The following is an 18,328-nucleotide window of genomic DNA, read 5'->3' as shown; positions in this document are numbered from 1 at the left end:
GTGGTGGAGATATTGAATAAAACTATTCCTAAATTTGACTATGAAAACAATATTTTTTTGCTTGATATTGAGCTTTATTACGTGCGATTTACGAGCACAAAGCGGAAAAGAATTTGAACTGAGAAGACTTAAAGGGCTTTTTGAGGAGGCCATGTCTAAAGATGACTTCAAGGATACAAATATGGTATACATGTTTGCTTATAAGGTGGAAGTTAAGAAATCAAAGTCCGGAAATGTCGAAATAAAGAGTATTAATTCAAGTGACTCCTCTTCAAAGCTAATCTACAAAAATACTGATTTCATAAAGAAGATTAATTTCTCTATTCTAATGGGAGAAAAGAAGTCCTGTACTTTTGTATTTCCTGTAGTTATTTTTTTAAGCCATTATGAAGGTAATCATCCGGGAATGGTGAAAATTTCGGATGTAATAAAGAAATTTTTACCCTATCTGTATCTCAATGGGACTGGAATTGAACCTACTTACAATTATATATACATTCCTGCATTAATACTACTAACCTCCACTGCTTCAGATGTGTAATGTATTTTATAGCTTGGTGCTACCATTTGTTAAGTCAAAGCATCATGGAAAATTATATTTACTAGGGTATAAACCCGGTAAACGCGTTTATGATTCCACATATACTGTAGTTTCCTGATACGATGATACGTCATCCAAAATCCCCAGGTTTTATGGGCTTCTGCAAGCGCTGACAGCTGACTACGATCTCATTGTCATCCTTACGTTTCGCTCTGTAGTAAAATACAGTTCCTTTTCCATTTCCTTCAACTGTTTAACCTGAGAAACTTCCATCCCGGAATACTTACTCTTCCATTTGTAAAATATTCCCTGACTGATGCCATGTTCAGGGCAGATATCCCAAACGGATTTACCTGATTCTGCGAAGATAAAATCTTGATGATCTGTGGTTCGCTAAAATTACTTTTTTTCATTACCCTAAATTATTAAATACTACATTTATGTAGCTGTTTTTAGGGAAGATTACATTTTATGAAATTTGGCTAAGGGTTAACAGCCGTTGAGATCAGATATATTTGAAATAGTGTAGGTACCTGCCAATTACCTTTTTCATATCATCATCATATTGCGGATGGTCTAGGAAATCATTTGACAATGCAAGAAAGGAGGTGTCATTTCCGGCGATGAATTGTTCAAAGACCTTTATAAAATCAGGAAATGATTTGTAGATGGGGTCTGTATCAACCAGATGATCAAAATTAAGCGAGGATAGCGGTTTGAAGAAAATCCTTAACCAGGAGGTGGTCAGGGATTTCTCTTGATAATACCGCTGAATGATGCGGTTGAGCATTTCGGTAAGCACCTGAATAAAAAAAAGGTATTCTGTGTTTTTTGCCAATACGATTACCGGGACATCACCAATTACCTGGTTTGTGGTCCAGCAGGTTGATTTAGCATGAATATCCAGTACACATTTTGCGTATAATTTTATGGATTCTCTGATTGCGCCATTTGCCCAGTGGATTCTTCCCAGGTTTTGCTCTTGTTGAATCCGGCAGAAAAAAAGATATTCATGGCCTGTTTTTTCAAGGCCCAGGGTATGGTAAATGATCGTCTCCGATTCCCTAATCGCGAGTTCGTAATCCTGTATTTTGTAATAATAATAACTGATGTAGGGCATACAGAAAACAGAAACCCAGGTACTCACCTCTGGACTTGCTTTTCTTAGTAATCGGTTGCCTTCTTTCAGCTGCTGCATGGCCATTTCCTCATTCTTCTGTTTTGCGGCGACGAAACAGCTGGCAAAGCAGTTATTTATCTGGTTGTAGTATTCCAGCTCCTCAGTGTTCAACACTGTGTTTAGCGTAGCATCTACATAAAACTGATAAGGATTTTCAATTTTAGTGGCTAAATGTTGGTTAATCACTGCAGTCATGGGTTTGTGTTTATAGGTTTATAATAAAATGTCTTTAATCTTTCTGTAAACGATGTCGTCTTTTATGGTCTCGTCAAAATCGTATACACAGAAATCTTTACCTGCTGCTTCAATTGCTACCTGCGAGCATCCTCCATTACATAGGGGTAAGATTCCGCAAGTATGACAAGGTTTATTTTTTAGTTTCACACTCATCCTATCGTGAAATTTCTGATTCCAGATGATTTCGCCCTGTTCCGTAACCACGCCTTCACTGTTTTGATCCGAAAAATCACGTGCTGTGCATTTGAACACTTTGCCATCATAGTTTATTGTGGCGTGGTTTACTTTATCGGCATAACAGGAGTTTTGTAAGGTATTGGGTACATAGGCACTATGTGCTTTGAATCCTCTTGCTCTGAAAAAGCTGACAAGGTCATCAACCCGATCATTGAGGTTGCCATCTTCTTCCTGCCATACTTTGTGCATGGTAAAGGTCAGATATTTGCTTTCTTGTTCATTAAGGTCAGCGAAATCGTCATAAATTTCTTCAATATCATTTAAGTTGGTTTTTGTGAAATTGATTCTTGCAGTCACCCTGAATCTGTTTTTTGCCAGCAATTTAATATTGTGTACAATATCATCATAAGAGCCCCTGTTCTTTGATACATATCGTACCGTGTCATGGAGGAATCGGTTTCCGTCAAGCGTGATCTGGAAATCATTCAGGTTAAACCGGTCAAATTCATACAACATACTTTCTTTGATCAGGAATCCATTTGTAGTGATGTTAGAGCTGATCAATACCTCATAATTAACTTTTATCTTCTCCAGTTCTTCGTAGATCGGCAGCATTACCTTATCAAAATATAACAAGGGTTCGCCCCCAAACCAGGAGATAATGACTTCCTTGATTTTATCGTTTTTTGCAAGCACCATTTCAACATGCTTAACAATATTTCCGATCGTGGACATATCCATTTTTGAATCCTTGATATGCGATTCATAACAGTACCAGCACTTGAAATTGCAATTCATTGTTGGATTGATCACCAGATGGTATCTAGTGTCATCCTGATCAATACGGTTCATGATATCCCTGACTTCTTCTACTTCATCCCTTTCGTTATCGACGATGTACCGGTCATCTACTAGCTTTTGAAAGAAAGTAGGGTGGTAGTTTTTCAGTCCTTCCATGTTGTTTTCTGCCATAGCTGCCTTATAGAGGTCAACTAAAATTGGATCCAGCAATAGAAAATTGTTTGTTAATGTATTAAACAATATGTGATTATTGTCAACCATAAGGCAATGGTTAAAAAGACTGTTTTTCATGATCGTTTGTGTTAAGGTTAAAATAGGGGGAGCGCGGTGATTGCGCTCCCCCAGGTTTAATTTCAATGGCAATGAAATTTTAAGTACCGCAGCCAGCTACTGAGTTTGAGGTACAGCCCTTGTTGTTACAAGGAACATTAATGTCATCAATTGGAGCCATAGTACCTGATGATCCACCTGCAAATCCGCCGGTAAGCTGATCGTTTTCTGATTCGCTAACAGATTGTAATTCATCTTTAAGTGCGTCCAATACTTTCTTTTTAAGTGAGTTTTTGTCGGTTCCCATCTTGGTTGATTTTAAAAATTTATCCCTACTCTTTTAAGGGTTTTCAGGTTCCCCCTTTTCTACGCGTATTTTTTTTATTCTTTACATTCGGTTTTTTTCATTAGCGTTTCCGCCTTCAACTTTTTTGACAGTTGGTTTCTTACCCAGACTGAAATTGTATAGCAGTTGTAAGGAGAATCGTCTGGTTAGATATTTCTGTTTCTCCAGAAGTTTGAAGTTTCCGGAGACGATCTCATAATCGCTGCGGTTGGTGTCAAATATGTCGGTAATCAGCACCCTGGCTGTCAGTTTTTTCTTGAAAAAGCTGTTGCTTAGGCCTAGATCGATATAATAGTTGGGTACGAAGACTTGGTTGGAATTATTGTATTTTGACTGGTACAAGGCAGAAACTTCCATTCTCAGGTTCTGATAAAGGGTAATGTTCTGCGTCGTTTTTCCGGAGAAGATTGTTCTTTTGCTTTCGCCAGAATCAAATTTGATGATATTTCTGTAGAGCATCAGGTTATTCACCATGGACCACCATTTGGCTACAGTTACAGGTACGTATAAATTTATCCCGTAATATTTTTGGCTAGACAGGTTCTCCCAGCTATAATTGGCGACGATACCATTTTCACCGTTGTCTTTTAAGTACTGAGCAAATACACCTTCGGTTAGACTGGCAAACAGCGTTAGGTTGTATTTACTCAGGTACAGGTAGGAGAGGTTAAAAGAATTGGTAAACTGGGGTTTCAGGTAAGGATTTCCCGAAATATAGGTGTAATCATCAATCCGCCATTCAAAAGGATTTAAGCTATTGAATGTAGGGCGATCAAGTCTGCGTCCATAATTAAAAGATATTGTGTTGTTGCTGTTCAATTGCCTTTTCAAGAAAAGAGAAGGGAAAAGGTTAAAGTAGTTCCGATTATTGAGCTGCGATGAAGTAACAGAGAATCCCTTTGTATCGGTATGTTCTCCTCTTAAACCAAGCTGTATATTGGTTTTCCCAAATGAGAAGTTATACTGGGCATAAAGTGCAGCGATCTTTTCGGTGTATTTGAACATGTTGCTCCTTGCAGCATCATTGATGAACCCATTATCAGCCAGGTACTCATAAGTAACATTATTAGAAGTATGGGTTGCAGTGTATTTGAGACCAAGTTTCAACTGTCCTGCATTTTTGAAAACCTTTACGTAATTGGCCGCTGCATTGTAGTTTTTAATGCTTACGGGTGCAGCGTTCCTATAGATAGAGTCGAAAAGCGGTACAAACTGTTGATCGCTGTAATGCGAGGCAAAATTTCCTAAACTGTTTCTATCGTTATAGGTATAATCAGCGATTAGGTTAAACGATGATCCCAAAGTATCAAGTTTCCAGTCGTAATTGAGTGACAGTGTATATGTTTTGTTATTAGTTTGTGTTAAAAAGTTTCCATTAATGCGATTGTACCTATTATTAGCAGGGTCGTTTAGCAGGGCATCAGATAAAGAATTTAAGCTGGCCTTATTGAAGTTGCCGTTAAACTCAAGACCTATATACTGATCTTTGGATAGGTTATAGGCCGCTCCTGTGCGGAAATTATGGGCATTGCTGCTGCTTGTTGTATTGATGTTAGTTTGGTAATCCAGATCGGCCTGTGAACGGATATCATGAAGCTCGGCTGTGGTTTTTTTCTTTGTGAAATTGTAGCTGCCATAGAGCTGGAGATTCTTATAGCCATAGTTCAATTGGGCAGAAGTATTGTAAGATGGCATTTTTGGGGTGGTTGCCCCTAAACCAATGTTCCCGTCCAGGCCACCAGTACGCTGTTTTTTTAGAATCACATTAATCAGTCCACCACCACCCTCAGCTTCAAACTCCGCACCTGGGTTAGGGATGACTTCTATAGATTCGACATCTTCTGAACGCAAATTGGTCAGGTAATTCTGCACCTGTTCTCCGCTTAAACGAAGGAGACGTCCATTAACCATGATTTTTGTAGCCGTATTCCCATTGATACTGATGGCATTGCCAGTCGTAACTACACCCGGGGCATAATTCAATAATTCAAAGGTACCTCGACCACTGCTGAGTATACTTTCGGAAACATTGAGCACATAACGGTCGATTTTTCGGCTGATCATCGGCTTCCGGGAGGTCACCGTTACTTCTGCCAATATTTTTGCATCAGGTTCCATCACAATGCTTTTGAGATCCATGTTCCCGGTTACTGAGATGTTTCTGCTTTGGGATTTATAACCCACCATGCTGATGAGCAAGATATAACTGCCTGGTGCAACTGATAGTTTAAAGATCCCTTTTTCGTCACTGAGCGCTCCTTTTAGAGGCTTGCTGTCGCCATTTGATTGAAGGAGAGCAACAGAGGTAAATGGGAACGTTTCAGACCGTTCATCAAGAATCACCCCGGTCAGTAGGAATTGCTCCTGCGCCTTAGCCAAAAATACATTAACGCATAGGAACAACAGAATTAGCACTGGCTTCAGTTTCATACCGTTGGTATATGCGGCTTTATAGTTGTGTGAAATCATATTCCGAAAGTATAATAATGAATAGCTACGGAAAATTATTTTAGACTAAGGTGTTTCGTTTTTCGACGAAGTACAGGATATTGGCCCCTTTGAACGGATTTTATCCTTTCGGAGCAGCTGGACAGCAGATTAGCCTTATTTTCCTCTTTCCGTCGAAAATAAGATTGACTTCGTCTAATAAAATGGTGTCTGGCCCTCAGTTATGATAGATTTATATCAAATTAATGTTCTGCTGATGGATTAGAAAGCTGCTTGCAGAACCAGATATGACGTAAAGAATAAACTATGAAAAACTTAAAGAGTTGGTTCCTGAAAGAAAAGAAGAGTATCAGCGATTGTGCAGATTTCGAGATGGATGAAGTTCAGTCTGATCAGTTTTTTGGTGGTTTTAAAGAATATATGCCGCCAATATATGAGCATGAGAGTGCTGTGAAATCAACCGTTAAAGTGTCAGATCTTTTTTCTGCACAGGCTGAAAACAAATAAAACAATATAGTTATGTCAAAGAAAAAAGATCAAACCAGTAAAAAGGAAGAAACCATCATCAATAGCGAAGCAAAGCTCAAGGCATTCGGGATCATTAAAGATACCGAAGACGATGATATCGAAATTGACGGGGAGCAGGCCACCGGTGGAAAAGGAGAAACTGCAGAAACACACTGGCCTACTACAACTTCTTGACCAATTAAGCATTTTATGTTATGGCTTTTTTAGACAAAAAATTCAAATTTTATCGGCAGTTGGATTACATGGATTGCGGACCGACCTGTTTAAAGATGGTCTCTGCTTTTTATGGAAAGGATTATTCTCTGGATTTTCTGCGGGCGAACTCTTATATCACAAAAAACGGGGTAAGCCTGCTAGGCTTAAGTGAAGCGGCAGAGAAGATCGGCTTCAAAACAATGGTGGCCAAGATCAGCTATAAGCAGCTGACTGAGCAGGTGCCATTGCCTTGCGTTTTACATTGGAATCAGGAGCATTTTGTGGTGCTATATGATATAGAAAAAAAGTCGATATTTAGAAATGTAGAAAAGTTAGTGCTAGGAGACCCAGGACATAACCTGGTTAAAGTGGAACGAGAGGTATTCGAAAAATGCTGGATCAGTGCTGCTAACGACAAGGGTGTGGTGCTTCTGATGGAACCTACGCCTGATTTTTACCGGGATAGCCATGAAGAGCGTAAGAATAAAATGGGCTTCGGCTTTTTATTCGATTACGTGAAACCCTATAAACGCTACTTTCTCCAGATATTTTTGGGTATGTTCCTGGGTAGCCTCATCAGTATGTGTTTCCCCTTCCTGACGCAGAGCCTGGTAGATTTTGGGGTGAACCGTAAAAACCTGAGTTTTATTCACCTGATCCTGCTGTCACAGCTACTGCTATTCATAGGTAGTATTGCGGTAGATCTCATTCGAAACTGGATTTTACTCCATGTAAGTACCAGGATCAGTATTACGATTATTTCCAATTTCCTGGTCAAACTGATGAAGCTGCCGATCAATTTTTTCGAGTCGAAGAATGTAGGCGATATCACACAGCGGATCAATGACCATCACCGTATTGAAACTTTCCTGACTGGATCAACATTGAGCACACTTTTTTCTGTGATTAACCTCATCGTATTTTCCTTTGTCTTGGCCATCTATAATGTGCAGTTGCTGCTGATCTTTGGGATTGGCAGTATCCTTTCCGTGCTATGGATCTCCATCTTCCTCAGGAAAAGAAAAGACATCGACTACACCCGTTTTCAGCGGTCGCGGGAAAATCAAAACAGCCTGTACGAGATCATCACCGGAATGCAGGAGATTAAACTGTATAACAGTCAGCGGGCAAGACGGTGGGAATGGGAACGGATACAGGCCAAGCTTTTTAAGGTAAACATCAAAAGCCTTGCACTCGATCAATATCAGGAAATAGGCTCGTCATTTTTTACCCAGCTTAAGAATATCATTATTTCTTATTCTGCTGCCGTATTGGTGATTAACCAGGAGATCTCTCTTGGAGTGATGCTGAGTATCTCTTATATTGTAGGTCAAATGAATGGCCCTCTCGCACAGATCATCCAGTTTATACGTAGTATCCAAGATGCCAAGATCAGTATGGACCGCCTGGGCGAGATACACAATAAAAGAGAAGAAGAATCAAGTGAAGACCTGGTGGGTGCTAACGAAAACCCGACGGAACGCATGGGGAATGACATAGATGCAGATGGCATTTATTTTAACCACAGCCACTTTTTAAATAGTATCAAATCGGTATCAGGCGAAGGCATTACCATCTCCAATTTATCCTTTCGATATGGCTCTCCAAAAAGCAGTCTGGTGCTCAAAGATATCAGCATGCACATTCCCAAAGGAAAAATCACTGCTATAGTGGGATCTAGCGGAAGCGGTAAAACTACACTCATGAAACTGCTGCTGAAGTTCTATCCACCCTCCGAAGGAAATATCCTGGTTGATGGCATCAACTTAAACGATGTGTCTGCTCAGTTATGGAGGAACAACTGCGGTACGGTGATGCAGGATGGTTATATATTTTCGGATTCTATTGCCAGGAATATCGCCGTTGATGGAGAGCGCATTCAGGAAGAACGGTTATATGATGCCATTAAGGTGGCGAATATCCAGGATTATATCGCAAAGCTGCCATTGGGTTTTACTACCAGAATCGGGAACACAGGATCCGGCTTAAGCGGTGGACAGAAGCAGCGTATTTTTATTGCAAGAGCCGTTTATAAGGATGCAAAATACCTGTTCTTCGACGAAGCGACCAGTGCCCTGGATTCTAATAATGAAAAGGTCATCATGGAAAATCTCGACCAGTTTTACCAGGGTAAGACTGTGCTGATCATTGCACACCGTCTGAGCACCGTTAAGAGTGCGGATCAGATCATTGTGATGAAAGATGGGGAAATTGTTGAGCAGGGAAATCATTATGAATTGGCTGCTCAAAGAGGATACTATTATGAGTTAGTAAAAAACCAGCTCGAATTAGGAGCTGTTTAAAAATAAAATGATATGCCACACAATCAACAGCCATTAGAAATACGAAGTAATGAAATGGAGGAAATCATTGGGCAGGTTCCTCATTGGATTGTCCGCTGGGGCATATGCGTGCTGTTCAGCGTAGCCATCATTGGTATAGTGATCATCCGTTATGTGCGTTATCCGGATATTATCGCTGCAAAAGTTCTGTTGCAGGCAAAACAGCAGCCCGGAAAAGTGACCGTCAGGCGCGTAGATGCAAGTCAGGAATTTAAACTGCTGGTAGGCGAGGGTCAAATGGTGGTTAAAGGAGATACCCTGCTGGTACGAAGTGATACAAAAACTGGGTTGAAGTACCCTGTGATTACCCCAATGGCCGGAAAGATCTATATTTCAAATGGCATTGACAATAAGAATACGCTGGACTATGTAATATGGGTAGTACCCAAAACTTCAAGTTTCGACATTAAGATCAATTATGGTAGTAAAGGAGCAGGCAATGTGAGAGTGGGACAGCAGGTAAAGATCGACCTGTATGACTATCCAAATAACCAGTATGGCTTTTTGGAGGGCACCATTTCCTCCATCTTACCGGTGCAGTTAAATGATCTGCACCAGGGTTATGTGAAACTCGCCAGTGCCAAGCTCATTACTTCTAACCGTACAGAACTGCCGATCTTACCAACGATGCAAGGGGATGGTGAGATCTTGTTGAATGACAGAAGCATATTCGAGCGGATCTTTGGAAGTTTATTATAAAATTGATGTATAAAAATTTTGGAAAAGTAATTGTAAGAACCCCGTTATTGAGTTATGAGGATCTGATCAAAAAGGAAGATCAGCAAGGTTTTGATTTTAACCGGCTTATTGCGGTTAAATTGAATGATCCCTGCTTTATGGAAACCCTTTACTGGGCCTCTCCCGATATTTACCATTTGTCCTTACAATATAAACAAGGTTTATTGAAGGCTGGAAAGAAGGAAAGTAAGTTCCTCCATGCGCTAAAGAAATATATCATCAGAGCCGGCAGCAGGGCAACCCCTTATGGCTTGTTTGCCGGATGTGCGGTCGCGGATATCATTGATGGGAATGCTTCGGTTTCATACAGCAGTACCATCCCAATGGCTCCGGAAAGAAAAGTAAGGCTGGATATGAGGGTGCTGGGACAACTGGTTGACCATATCAAACTTGACGAAGCTGTTATTCCCCACCTCCATTATCGTGCTAATTCTTCTTTATATCAGGTTCAGGGCAGTTATCGCTACCTCGAATATCTACTTAAAAATGGACAAAGGGAATATCAGCTGAGTTCAATTGAAAGGACGGAGGTATTGGACGATATTTTGCAGGCATGTCAGCTGGAGATGAGGAGCAGGGAAGATATTTTTGCCCTGATTGGAGAGGTGGCCAGCCAACAGGAGAAATATGATTTTGTACAGGAACTCATTCAAAGCCAGTTTTTAGTTGCAGAAATTGAATTGGGCGTAACAGAAAAAGACCAGCTGCTAAAACTCAGTACTTTCTTTAATCCCTTGGCATTAAAGGAGCCAAGCTGCCGCAAATACCTGGAGCTCATCATTGCGCTGACAAACATGATCACTGAATTTGAGGCTGTGGAGCTGGGGTCACTGCCCTTTGAAAAGATCGCCTGGCTAAGCGAACAGCTGGCAAGCCTGGGTATTGAAGTAGAGGGGGAGGTGTTCCTGCAGGCCGACCTGTTCAGACCTGAAACCTCAGGTGTTCCTGTCAGCAGCGAGATCGTTGCAGAACTGCTGGAAGCGACCAGAGTACTGAGTCTGTTTACCTCAAAGAGCAGCGTGCATGAACAAAGACTCAAAGAGTTCAAAAAGACTTTTATAGAGAAGTACGAAACCCAGGAAATTCCCTTCGCTGAAGTGAGTGACATGGAAATGGGGATTGGTTTTCCGGTTTCCCAGCCCATTGGGAATGTTGCACATCATCCATATATGGAGGAGGTTAAGCCACTTTCAAGCTTGCAGAAATCAGAGCCGACTCAAAAATGGCACGAGTTTTTGCAGCACAAGGCAGGTCAGATTAGACGGTCCGATCGGAAAGGTATAGTGCTCCGCTCAAATGAACTTTCGGCTTTCTCGGATAAGATGGATCAGTTGTCTGGTACAATGTCCATCCTTTTCTCTAGCTTACCAGATGGAAAACTGTTATGGAACAGTGCTGGCGGTGCAACGGCAAATAGTTTAATTGGTCGTTTTGCTTATTTAAATGAAGACATTGAAGCGCTATGCAAAAAGATCGCAGAGGAGGACAGCCGTTTGTCTGGAGATGCTATTCTGGCAGAAATTGTACATTTACCAGAAGGAAAGGTCGGCAATGTAATACGCAGGTTGAATTTAAACCACTTTGAGATTCCTTTTCTGTCAGAACCCGGACTTGACGCTGATCATGTGATTCCAATTAACGACCTGATGATTTCCGTTCAATACGATCAGGTGGTGCTGCGGTCTAAAAGTCTGAATAAGAGAGTAATTCCGCGCCTGTCATGTGCCCATAATTATACAGGCAGCGACCTTTCTGCTTATCAGCTCTTGTGTGCTTTACAGCATCAGGGTAAAACAGGTATAAACATCAGTTTGGGGCATTGGTCAAAAGGGAGGAAGTTTTTTCCGAGGATAACTTATGGAAGTGTGATCCTGGCACTAGCCTCCTGGCATTTTAAGCCTGAAGACTATGGAGCAGTACTCCTTCAGGATAATCCCGCAGCAGCACTGAGGAACTTTCTTCAAAGCTGGGATTTGCCGCGTTTCTTTGCCCTAACTGAGGGGGATAATGAACTTTTCTTTGACCTGAATGAGGATAGTTACCTGGAAATACTAATTGTTGAGCTGAAGAAAAATAGACCTCTGAGGTTTATAGAATGGTTACACTTTGATGCCCGGGATCAGCAAAAGCGATGGGTAAACCAATATGTGTTGCCTTTATATAAAATAAGTGACAAGGATGAAAATCATCCTGATTTGGCCGACTTTGAAACCGCCACTTCTGTTAAGCGTAGTTTTCCGCCTGGAAGTGAGTGGATCTATTTTAAGTTTTACTGTGGTGCCCACCTGTCGGACGAGATTCTGGAAGGACTAATCCGGCCAGTTTCTGAATACTTGCTTAGCCGGCAGCTGTCCGATCAGTTCTTTTTCATTCGTTATAATGATCCGAATTATCATATCCGTTACCGGATCCATCTGAATAACTATCAAAAGAATGATTTCGCTGAAGTGATCGAATATATCAATCAAGCGTTGGAACCTTATCTTGTGAACCGTACGATCTGGAAGGTGCAGCTGGATACCTATCAGCGTGAATTGGAGCGGTACGGGCCATCGAATATTGTGACTACTGAATACCTATTCTTCGAGGACAGTCAGCTATACCTGCAGCTGCTGGCTGCCGGGACATTCCTGCAATATGAGCACATTCGGTTATTTGCTGCGCTGAAGAATATAGACAGCTGGCTGGAATTGTTTGACCTGGATCTCCACGAAAAAATGCTTTTTACGGAGCAAATGGCAAATGTTTTTCTGAAGGAGTTCGGCAATGAATGCAAGATTAAGATCGCCCAACAGTACCGGGAATTAAGAATGGAAATCAATCAGTATATGCAGGGATCAGAAATTAATGAACTGTTTCTTGGCCGTGGCCTTAAAAAATCGGATCTTTCAAGAGAGAACCTGGCGAGTTATATTCATATGAGTATCAACCGATGGTTCAAAACAGAGCAACGCCTGATGGAATATTATGTCTATTCTTTTTGTGCAAAATATTATAAAACGAGGACTAACCACAGTTTAGTGTAAAATGAATAAGGGCAGCAAATGAGTAGCAACAACGCTAAATTTTCTATTTATCCCAACCGGCAATCAAGAATTGCAATGCATTTTCTATTGTGGACTCTGGTGTTCTCCTTGCTTCTGGTGATTTGCAAAAGCTTGTTTGGGGTAGAATATATTTCCTATACTGTGCTGATCTACACCTTTCTAGTGGTATTGGTGATTATCTGTAACCATTATTTTCTTTCTTATTTTACGCTGCCCCTGCTGGAGAAGAAACCATGGATCGTGCCTTTACACCTGCTGATCGTCTATATTTTCTCTTCTATTTTCACCATAATGCCTCTGGAATTCCTGGCTAAGACATTTCCTGAGATGAAGCTTTTAAAGAGACAAAGCGAGTTGTACTATGTCCACAATATCTGGGATGTGTTCAGCTATAGGGCTTTTTTATGGTTTGTATCTTTAGTCCTGTTCTATAATATTCTGGCCTTTTTCTTGAAATTCGCGAAGAATTATTATGAAACCAACCAAGATAGATTAGCCCTGATCAGGGAAAAGAATGTAATGGAGGTTAATTTTCTGCGTTCTCAAATTCAACCTCATTTTTTGTTCAATACCCTCAATAACATCTATGGTCTGGTCATTGAAAACGAAAAGGCGAGTCAGTCTATCATCAAACTTTCTGACCTGCTCCGGTTTTCCTTGTATGAAAGTAGTAAAGGAACCGTTACGCTGGAAAGAGAAGTATCATTCCTGACAGACTATATCAATCTGGAGCAGATGAGGCATAAGGATGAAAGAGTGAAAATTGATTATAATTTTGATCATATAGCTGATAAGCAGCAGAAAATCAAACCGCTTCTAATCGTTAATTTTATTGAAAATGCATTTAAACATGGGATAAATGCAAATGTAAATTATTCATGGGTGAAAATTGTTTTGAGATCCGAGCAGAATGTCGTAACTTTTACAATAGAAAATAACAAACCAATAAATTCCGTTGTTAAGGTCATAAAAGAAATAGGTGTCGGTCTTGCTAATGTAAGAAGAAGATTGGACCTGGAATACCCAGGACGTTACGACCTGAGCATTAAGGATACGATGGAGATCTATGAAGTAAAATTAACACTCAGAATCGATGATTGAACAGATGAACGTTATTATAGTAGATGATGAGCCTATCGCACAGGACATCATCGAGAAATTCGTTGGGATGGTTCCCTATTTAAAGCTGGTAAAGAAATGTGATAATGCCATCGAAGCACTGACTGATATCAAAATAATGAAGCCGGATCTTGTGTTTTTAGACGTGCAGATGCCGGAGATGACTGGACTCGAAATGCTTAAAATATTGAAGAACCAGCATGCTTGCATCGTATTGACCACTGCATACCCGCATTTTGCAATCGAAGGGTTTAATATGGATGTCATCGATTACCTGTTAAAACCAATTCCATTTGAGCGATTTCTGAAAGCGGCCAATAAAAGCTTCGATTATTTTAAGTTGATTAAAGGCTCCGCTGCCTTTGAATCTGATGTGTTGACAAAGAACCACCCTGCAGGAGATACCAGAAACCATATTTTCGTGAAAGAAGGGAAGAAACTGGTACAGCTCTGTGTGGAAGACATTGTGATGGTAAAGGCGCTGAAGGATTATATGGAGATCTTCTTAAAAGAGCGCAAGGTAATTGTCCATATCACCATGTCCAGGCTGGAAGCTATCTTGGTTCCTCCTCAGTTTATCAGGGTGAACAGATCATGTATCGTCAGAAGAACTGCGATCAGATCTATTCAGGACATGCACCTGGAGACTGAGCTCAAACTGGATGAACGTATTGTTATCGGGAATACCTACTGGGAAATGTTGAAGTCTGAATTTAAAGAGCAATTTTAAATTAGGTGTAAAATGCTGATGGACAACAGCGATTTTAGTAATTATGTCGAATATATGGCATGTTTCGTCTAAGTTTTAAGGTTCTTATTCTTGGAATTTCTAATTTAAATAGAAATTAATCGTAATTATATGGGAAATGTTAAATTAGTAATCAAAAAACAAATTGTTTTCAAACCTGCCAAGCAAATTGCTGGTGCAAAGTCCAATAAAAATGCTTCGACAACTACCTTGTTTACGACAACCGAAATTATTGGGGCTTAACAGATTTAAAAGAGAATGCCCTTGTATATTCGTTTACAGGGGCTTTTTTTTAACTCCAGGTACTCACCGAATGCGACAAAAAAATATGGAAATATAGGTGTATTTCAGCTGCTCCCTGAAAACAGAAAAGCCTGAAATCTTGCGATTCCAGGCTTTCGGCATGGTTTTGATGACCATTTCAGCGGAGAGTGGGGGATTCGAACCCGCGGACCCTTTGACAAGTCAACAGTTTTCAAGACTGCCGCAATCGACCACTCTGCCAACTCTCCGGCACAAAAGTACGAACTCCAGTCGGTTCTGCAAATTATGATTCACTTTATTTGATGAAGTATTGGTAAAGCGCTAAAAATGAGAAGATTTATTTTTGATCTTTTGACTATCTTAAGCAAAAAGGGTTGCTCTAATGCGCCGATCCTAGGCTTTTATTGTTTCTATGCCCTTATTTGGGTTCTTTTTCTTAGAAACTATATGTGATTTTTGCTACGATACAGCATAACAGGCATTCAATGGAAATAATATCTTTAAATGTCTCTATAAACACGCTCAGTTTAGGCGATATGCTTAGATCTTTTTTGTTGTCAGTTACTTTAATATTTTTAGGCTCGATATTTTCCGGAAAAATATATGCTCAAGTTCTCCCTGCTATTTTCTTGCATACAGATAAAGGCGCTTATTTTCCTGGAGAGCCCATTTGGTTTAAGGGCTATGTTATAAATGAGGGCATATTAGATCAATCAGTTAGGAATTTATATATTGATTGGGGAAATACCCAGGGCTCAATTTTGGAACATAACGTCTACCTGGTTGCAAAGGGCATTACTCCATCTCAGTTTGTAATTCCATCAAACTATGCTGAGTCTGAGCTCAACCTTAATGCTTATACGACTCTAATTGCTAAAAATAGGGAAATGGGCTATTTTAAAACGCTGCCAATTTTGCAACAAAGTGCAAGAACACGAGCAGCTGTACTGGCTAATTATTTTCTATCTTTTATCCAGAAGGTGGGGTGTATTTAAAAGGTGTTGTGAATAAATTAATTCTTCGTACTTATGATCAAAGTGGACGTTCAGTTGAGCTGAAGTACACAAAGATGGCGCAAAACTAAGTGTTTTGGATGGCAGAGATACAGTGAATGTTTCTTTATTGACTGCTATAGGACATCCAGATCAGCAAGCTGGAGAAGCAAAAGCATATACAATTGAAGGCAGGATAAACCGCCGACAGCCTTTCCGGCAGGAATTTAATTTAACCTCCGGAGAACGAAGTAGTTTAAAACTGCTTAAGGACAACGTTGAAGCTACATTAAGAGAAGTCAATATTAAAAAAAGACGAAACTTTCAGTTGGAGAGAATGGATAGAAAGCTCGTTAAAGGCTGACCAGCACTGGAAAGTTCGTTTACTATCAAAAATTGATAAAAAAGAGGAACTGTCCCGCTAAATAAAAGTTAAGTTGCTGTTTTTTATTTTGATAAATAAAAAGTAGTATGAAAAATGTTACATTAGTTGAGGGGGATTGATTAACATGTTATTGTATAATAAGCATTCAGATTCAGAGCTCATGGCTTTGTTGAGGTTGGGCAATAGGGCTGCCTATACCGAAATCTATAAAAGATATACCGGAATTTTATATAGCCATGCTTATGCTAAACTTCAGGATCGTGAGGAAGCCAGAGATGCAATTCAGGAGTTATTTACAGTATTATGGGTTAAACGACAAGAAATTGCAATTGATACCAACCTGGCAGGATACCTCTATTCTGCCGTTAGAAATAGGGTTTTGAATACCATTTCTCATAAACGTGTAGCCTCCATTTATGTTTCCCAACAGGAGATCAATAGCAATGAGTTTGTATCGGCAACAGATCATCTGGTCAGGGAAAAGGAGCTTGCCTCATTGATTGAAAAGGAAATATCATGTCTTCCTTTAAAGATGAGAGAAGTCTTTGAGCTGAGTCGTAAGAATAACCTATCCCGAAAAGAAATAGCATCACAACTGAATCTATCTGAAAAAACAGTGAAGAACCAGATCAATAGTGCTTTGAAAGTTTTAAGGGTCAAAATGGAAAATATCTTTACCGTCTTTCTTTTTTAAATTATTTTTTCTGGTCATCTGGGCCCCCCGGCCGAGTTAACTGTCTTTGTTATAATTAAGTGCTAATCCTTTCCCTATGCAAAGTGCCAAACTAAAAGAACTGGTCAGTAAGTACCTCGCGAATGAATGTACAGAAGAAGAAAAAGCTTTTGTAGAGCGCTGGTATGTGAAATATGACCCCGGTAATGCTAAACAATTAACGGAAGCTGAATTGGAGGCCGATATACATGGCATCGAGGGTACATTGGAACATTTGGTTCAGGAACCGAATCGTTTGATGCTATGGTATCGTATATCAGCTGCTGCCCTGGTGGTATTCAGCTTATCGGTTCTGTTTTATTTTTACCGTCCCGACAAGAAAATTGAAAAATATGCACAAAGCACAGAAACAGAGATAAAACCTGGTGGTGATAAAGCGATGCTCACCCTTTCTGATGGTTCTAAGATTAGCTTAACAGATATCAAAAGCGGAGAAATAGCCGTTCAATCCGGACTGCGGATTTCTAAATCTGAAGACGGACAAATTGTATATACTTCTGAACCAAAACTAAAGTCTAACCAACAAGAGGAAAGCACAGCATACAATATTATAGAAACACCAAGTGCAGGAAAATTCCAGATCGTATTGCCTGATGGCAGTCTAGTTTGGTTAGATGCAGAATCCTCTTTAAAATACCCGGTAGTTTTTGCAGGTAATGAACGTAAGGTAGAATTAACCGGTCAGGCCTATTTTGAAGTCGCAAAAAGCAAAGGGAAATCTTTTAAAGTATGGAGTAAGAATCAGGAAGTGGAGGTTTTGGGGACACATTTTAATGTGAATGCTTATGCCGATCAATCCGCTACGATCACCACCTTGTTAGAAGGTAGTATTAAGCTGAATTCAAAAAACACAAAAACCTCAAAGCTGTTAAAGCCTGGACAACAAGGGGTATTAACAGGAAATGGTATTGATGTGGAAGAGGTGGATGTCTCACAGGCAGTAGGCTGGAAAAATGGTTTCTTCATATTCGAAAAAGAAGAGGTCGCTACTGTACTTCGTCAGCTGGAACGCTGGTATGACGTAGACATCAGCTCCGAAGGATCATTTGATAATATTAAAATAGGAGGAACCATCTCCCGTTCAAAAAGCCTTTCAGAAGTACTAAGGGTACTTCAGCTAACCAGAAAAATTAAATTTAAGATTGAAGGAAGGAGGATTATAGCTATGCCTTAACTCTACTTTGGCTGGTTCATAAATAACCAGGAGCGTTGACGCGCCCCTGGAGTATAGTAATGG

Annotated in this window: 19 protein-coding genes and 1 tRNA gene; 13 read left to right on the top strand and 7 right to left on the bottom strand. The window is 40.1% G+C overall.

Translation table 11 applies throughout. The features are described from left to right. Window positions 1-40: 40 nt before the first annotated feature. The gene (locus R2Q94_RS16910; protein WP_316822649.1) at window positions 41-541 is read left to right on the top strand and encodes a hypothetical protein; all 501 of its coding nucleotides are present in this window, start codon (window positions 41-43) and stop codon (window positions 539-541) included. A 180-nt stretch (window positions 542-721) separates the two neighbouring features. Here R2Q94_RS16910 and R2Q94_RS22230 read toward each other — a convergent pair whose 3' ends face one another. The 6 genes from R2Q94_RS22230 to R2Q94_RS16885 form a co-directional block, all read right to left on the bottom strand. Next, on the bottom strand, window positions 722-847 hold the full coding sequence (locus R2Q94_RS22230) for a hypothetical protein (RefSeq protein WP_410478571.1): 126 nt from the start codon (window positions 845-847) through the stop codon (window positions 722-724). Beyond that, window positions 787-954 carry a hypothetical protein gene (locus R2Q94_RS16905; RefSeq protein WP_316822648.1) on the bottom strand — a complete coding sequence of 56 codons (168 nt, stop codon included), beginning with the start codon at window positions 952-954 and terminating at the stop codon, window positions 787-789. The genes R2Q94_RS22230 and R2Q94_RS16905 overlap by 61 nt, the downstream gene beginning before the upstream one ends. A 92-nt stretch (window positions 955-1,046) precedes the next feature. Further along, window positions 1,047-1,916 (bottom strand): hypothetical protein, encoded by an 870-nt coding sequence (locus tag R2Q94_RS16900; protein WP_316822647.1) that lies wholly within the window; start codon window positions 1,914-1,916, stop codon window positions 1,047-1,049. An 18-nt stretch (window positions 1,917-1,934) separates the two neighbouring features. Beyond that, window positions 1,935-3,197, bottom strand: coding sequence for a radical SAM/SPASM domain-containing protein (locus tag R2Q94_RS16895; RefSeq protein ID WP_316822646.1), 1,263 nt, complete (start codon window positions 3,195-3,197; stop codon window positions 1,935-1,937). 109 nt (window positions 3,198-3,306) lie between these two features. After that, window positions 3,307-3,513: a hypothetical protein gene (locus tag R2Q94_RS16890; protein WP_316822645.1), complete on the bottom strand. Its 207-nt coding sequence runs from the start codon at window positions 3,511-3,513 to the stop codon at window positions 3,307-3,309. A gap of 81 nt (window positions 3,514-3,594) precedes the next feature. Next, the gene (locus R2Q94_RS16885; RefSeq protein ID WP_316822644.1) at window positions 3,595-6,021 is read right to left on the bottom strand and encodes a TonB-dependent receptor domain-containing protein; all 2,427 of its coding nucleotides are present in this window, start codon (window positions 6,019-6,021) and stop codon (window positions 3,595-3,597) included. A gap of 285 nt (window positions 6,022-6,306) precedes the next feature. Here R2Q94_RS16885 and R2Q94_RS16880 point away from each other — a divergent pair, with 285 nt between their 5' ends. From R2Q94_RS16880 to R2Q94_RS16845, 8 genes are all read left to right on the top strand, one after another. Then, window positions 6,307-6,507 (top strand): hypothetical protein, encoded by a 201-nt coding sequence (locus tag R2Q94_RS16880; RefSeq protein WP_316822643.1) that lies wholly within the window; start codon window positions 6,307-6,309, stop codon window positions 6,505-6,507. A 12-nt stretch (window positions 6,508-6,519) separates the two neighbouring features. Then, window positions 6,520-6,702 (top strand): hypothetical protein, encoded by a 183-nt coding sequence (locus R2Q94_RS16875; RefSeq protein ID WP_316822642.1) that lies wholly within the window; start codon window positions 6,520-6,522, stop codon window positions 6,700-6,702. Window positions 6,703-6,722: 20 nt separating this feature from the next. Beyond that, window positions 6,723-9,026, top strand: coding sequence for a peptidase domain-containing ABC transporter (locus R2Q94_RS16870; protein ID WP_316822641.1), 2,304 nt, complete (start codon window positions 6,723-6,725; stop codon window positions 9,024-9,026). Window positions 9,027-9,038: 12 nt separating this feature from the next. Then, on the top strand, window positions 9,039-9,764 hold the full coding sequence (locus tag R2Q94_RS16865; RefSeq protein WP_316822640.1) for a hypothetical protein: 726 nt from the start codon (window positions 9,039-9,041) through the stop codon (window positions 9,762-9,764). 5 nt (window positions 9,765-9,769) lie between these two features. Further along, complete coding sequence (locus R2Q94_RS16860) at window positions 9,770-12,829, top strand: lantibiotic dehydratase (RefSeq protein WP_316822639.1); 3,060 nt, start codon at window positions 9,770-9,772, stop codon at window positions 12,827-12,829. An 18-nt stretch (window positions 12,830-12,847) separates the two neighbouring features. Beyond that, window positions 12,848-13,951 (top strand): sensor histidine kinase, encoded by a 1,104-nt coding sequence (locus tag R2Q94_RS16855; protein ID WP_316822638.1) that lies wholly within the window; start codon window positions 12,848-12,850, stop codon window positions 13,949-13,951. 4 nt (window positions 13,952-13,955) lie between these two features. Then, entirely contained in the window at window positions 13,956-14,699 is a 744-nt protein-coding gene (locus R2Q94_RS16850) for a response regulator transcription factor (RefSeq protein ID WP_316822637.1), read from the top strand. Between the two features lie 129 nt (window positions 14,700-14,828). Next, the gene (locus R2Q94_RS16845; protein WP_316822636.1) at window positions 14,829-14,960 is read left to right on the top strand and encodes a hypothetical protein; all 132 of its coding nucleotides are present in this window, start codon (window positions 14,829-14,831) and stop codon (window positions 14,958-14,960) included. Window positions 14,961-15,142: 182 nt separating this feature from the next. Here the strand turns inward: R2Q94_RS16845 and R2Q94_RS16840 are convergent. Then, a tRNA-Ser gene (locus R2Q94_RS16840) sits at window positions 15,143-15,229 on the bottom strand. Between the two features lie 237 nt (window positions 15,230-15,466). Here R2Q94_RS16840 and R2Q94_RS16835 point away from each other — a divergent pair. From R2Q94_RS16835 to R2Q94_RS16820, 4 genes are all read left to right on the top strand, one after another. After that, complete coding sequence (locus tag R2Q94_RS16835; RefSeq protein ID WP_316822635.1) at window positions 15,467-15,976, top strand: hypothetical protein; 510 nt, start codon at window positions 15,467-15,469, stop codon at window positions 15,974-15,976. A gap of 94 nt (window positions 15,977-16,070) precedes the next feature. Continuing rightward, window positions 16,071-16,337, top strand: a complete 267-nt coding sequence (locus R2Q94_RS16830; protein ID WP_316822634.1) for a hypothetical protein — start codon at window positions 16,071-16,073, stop codon at window positions 16,335-16,337. Window positions 16,338-16,482: 145 nt separating this feature from the next. Beyond that, window positions 16,483-17,052: an RNA polymerase sigma-70 factor gene (locus tag R2Q94_RS16825; protein ID WP_316822633.1), complete on the top strand. Its 570-nt coding sequence runs from the start codon at window positions 16,483-16,485 to the stop codon at window positions 17,050-17,052. A 76-nt stretch (window positions 17,053-17,128) separates the two neighbouring features. Beyond that, on the top strand, window positions 17,129-18,265 hold the full coding sequence (locus R2Q94_RS16820) for a FecR family protein (RefSeq protein ID WP_316822632.1): 1,137 nt from the start codon (window positions 17,129-17,131) through the stop codon (window positions 18,263-18,265). Window positions 18,266-18,328 lie beyond the last annotated feature (63 nt).

Source organism: Pedobacter gandavensis, assembly GCF_032678465.1.
GTDB lineage: Bacteria > Bacteroidota > Bacteroidia > Sphingobacteriales > Sphingobacteriaceae > Pedobacter > Pedobacter gandavensis_B.
Note: the sequence above shows the minus strand (reverse complement) of the source record. Positions and strands in the feature narration are given on the sequence as shown.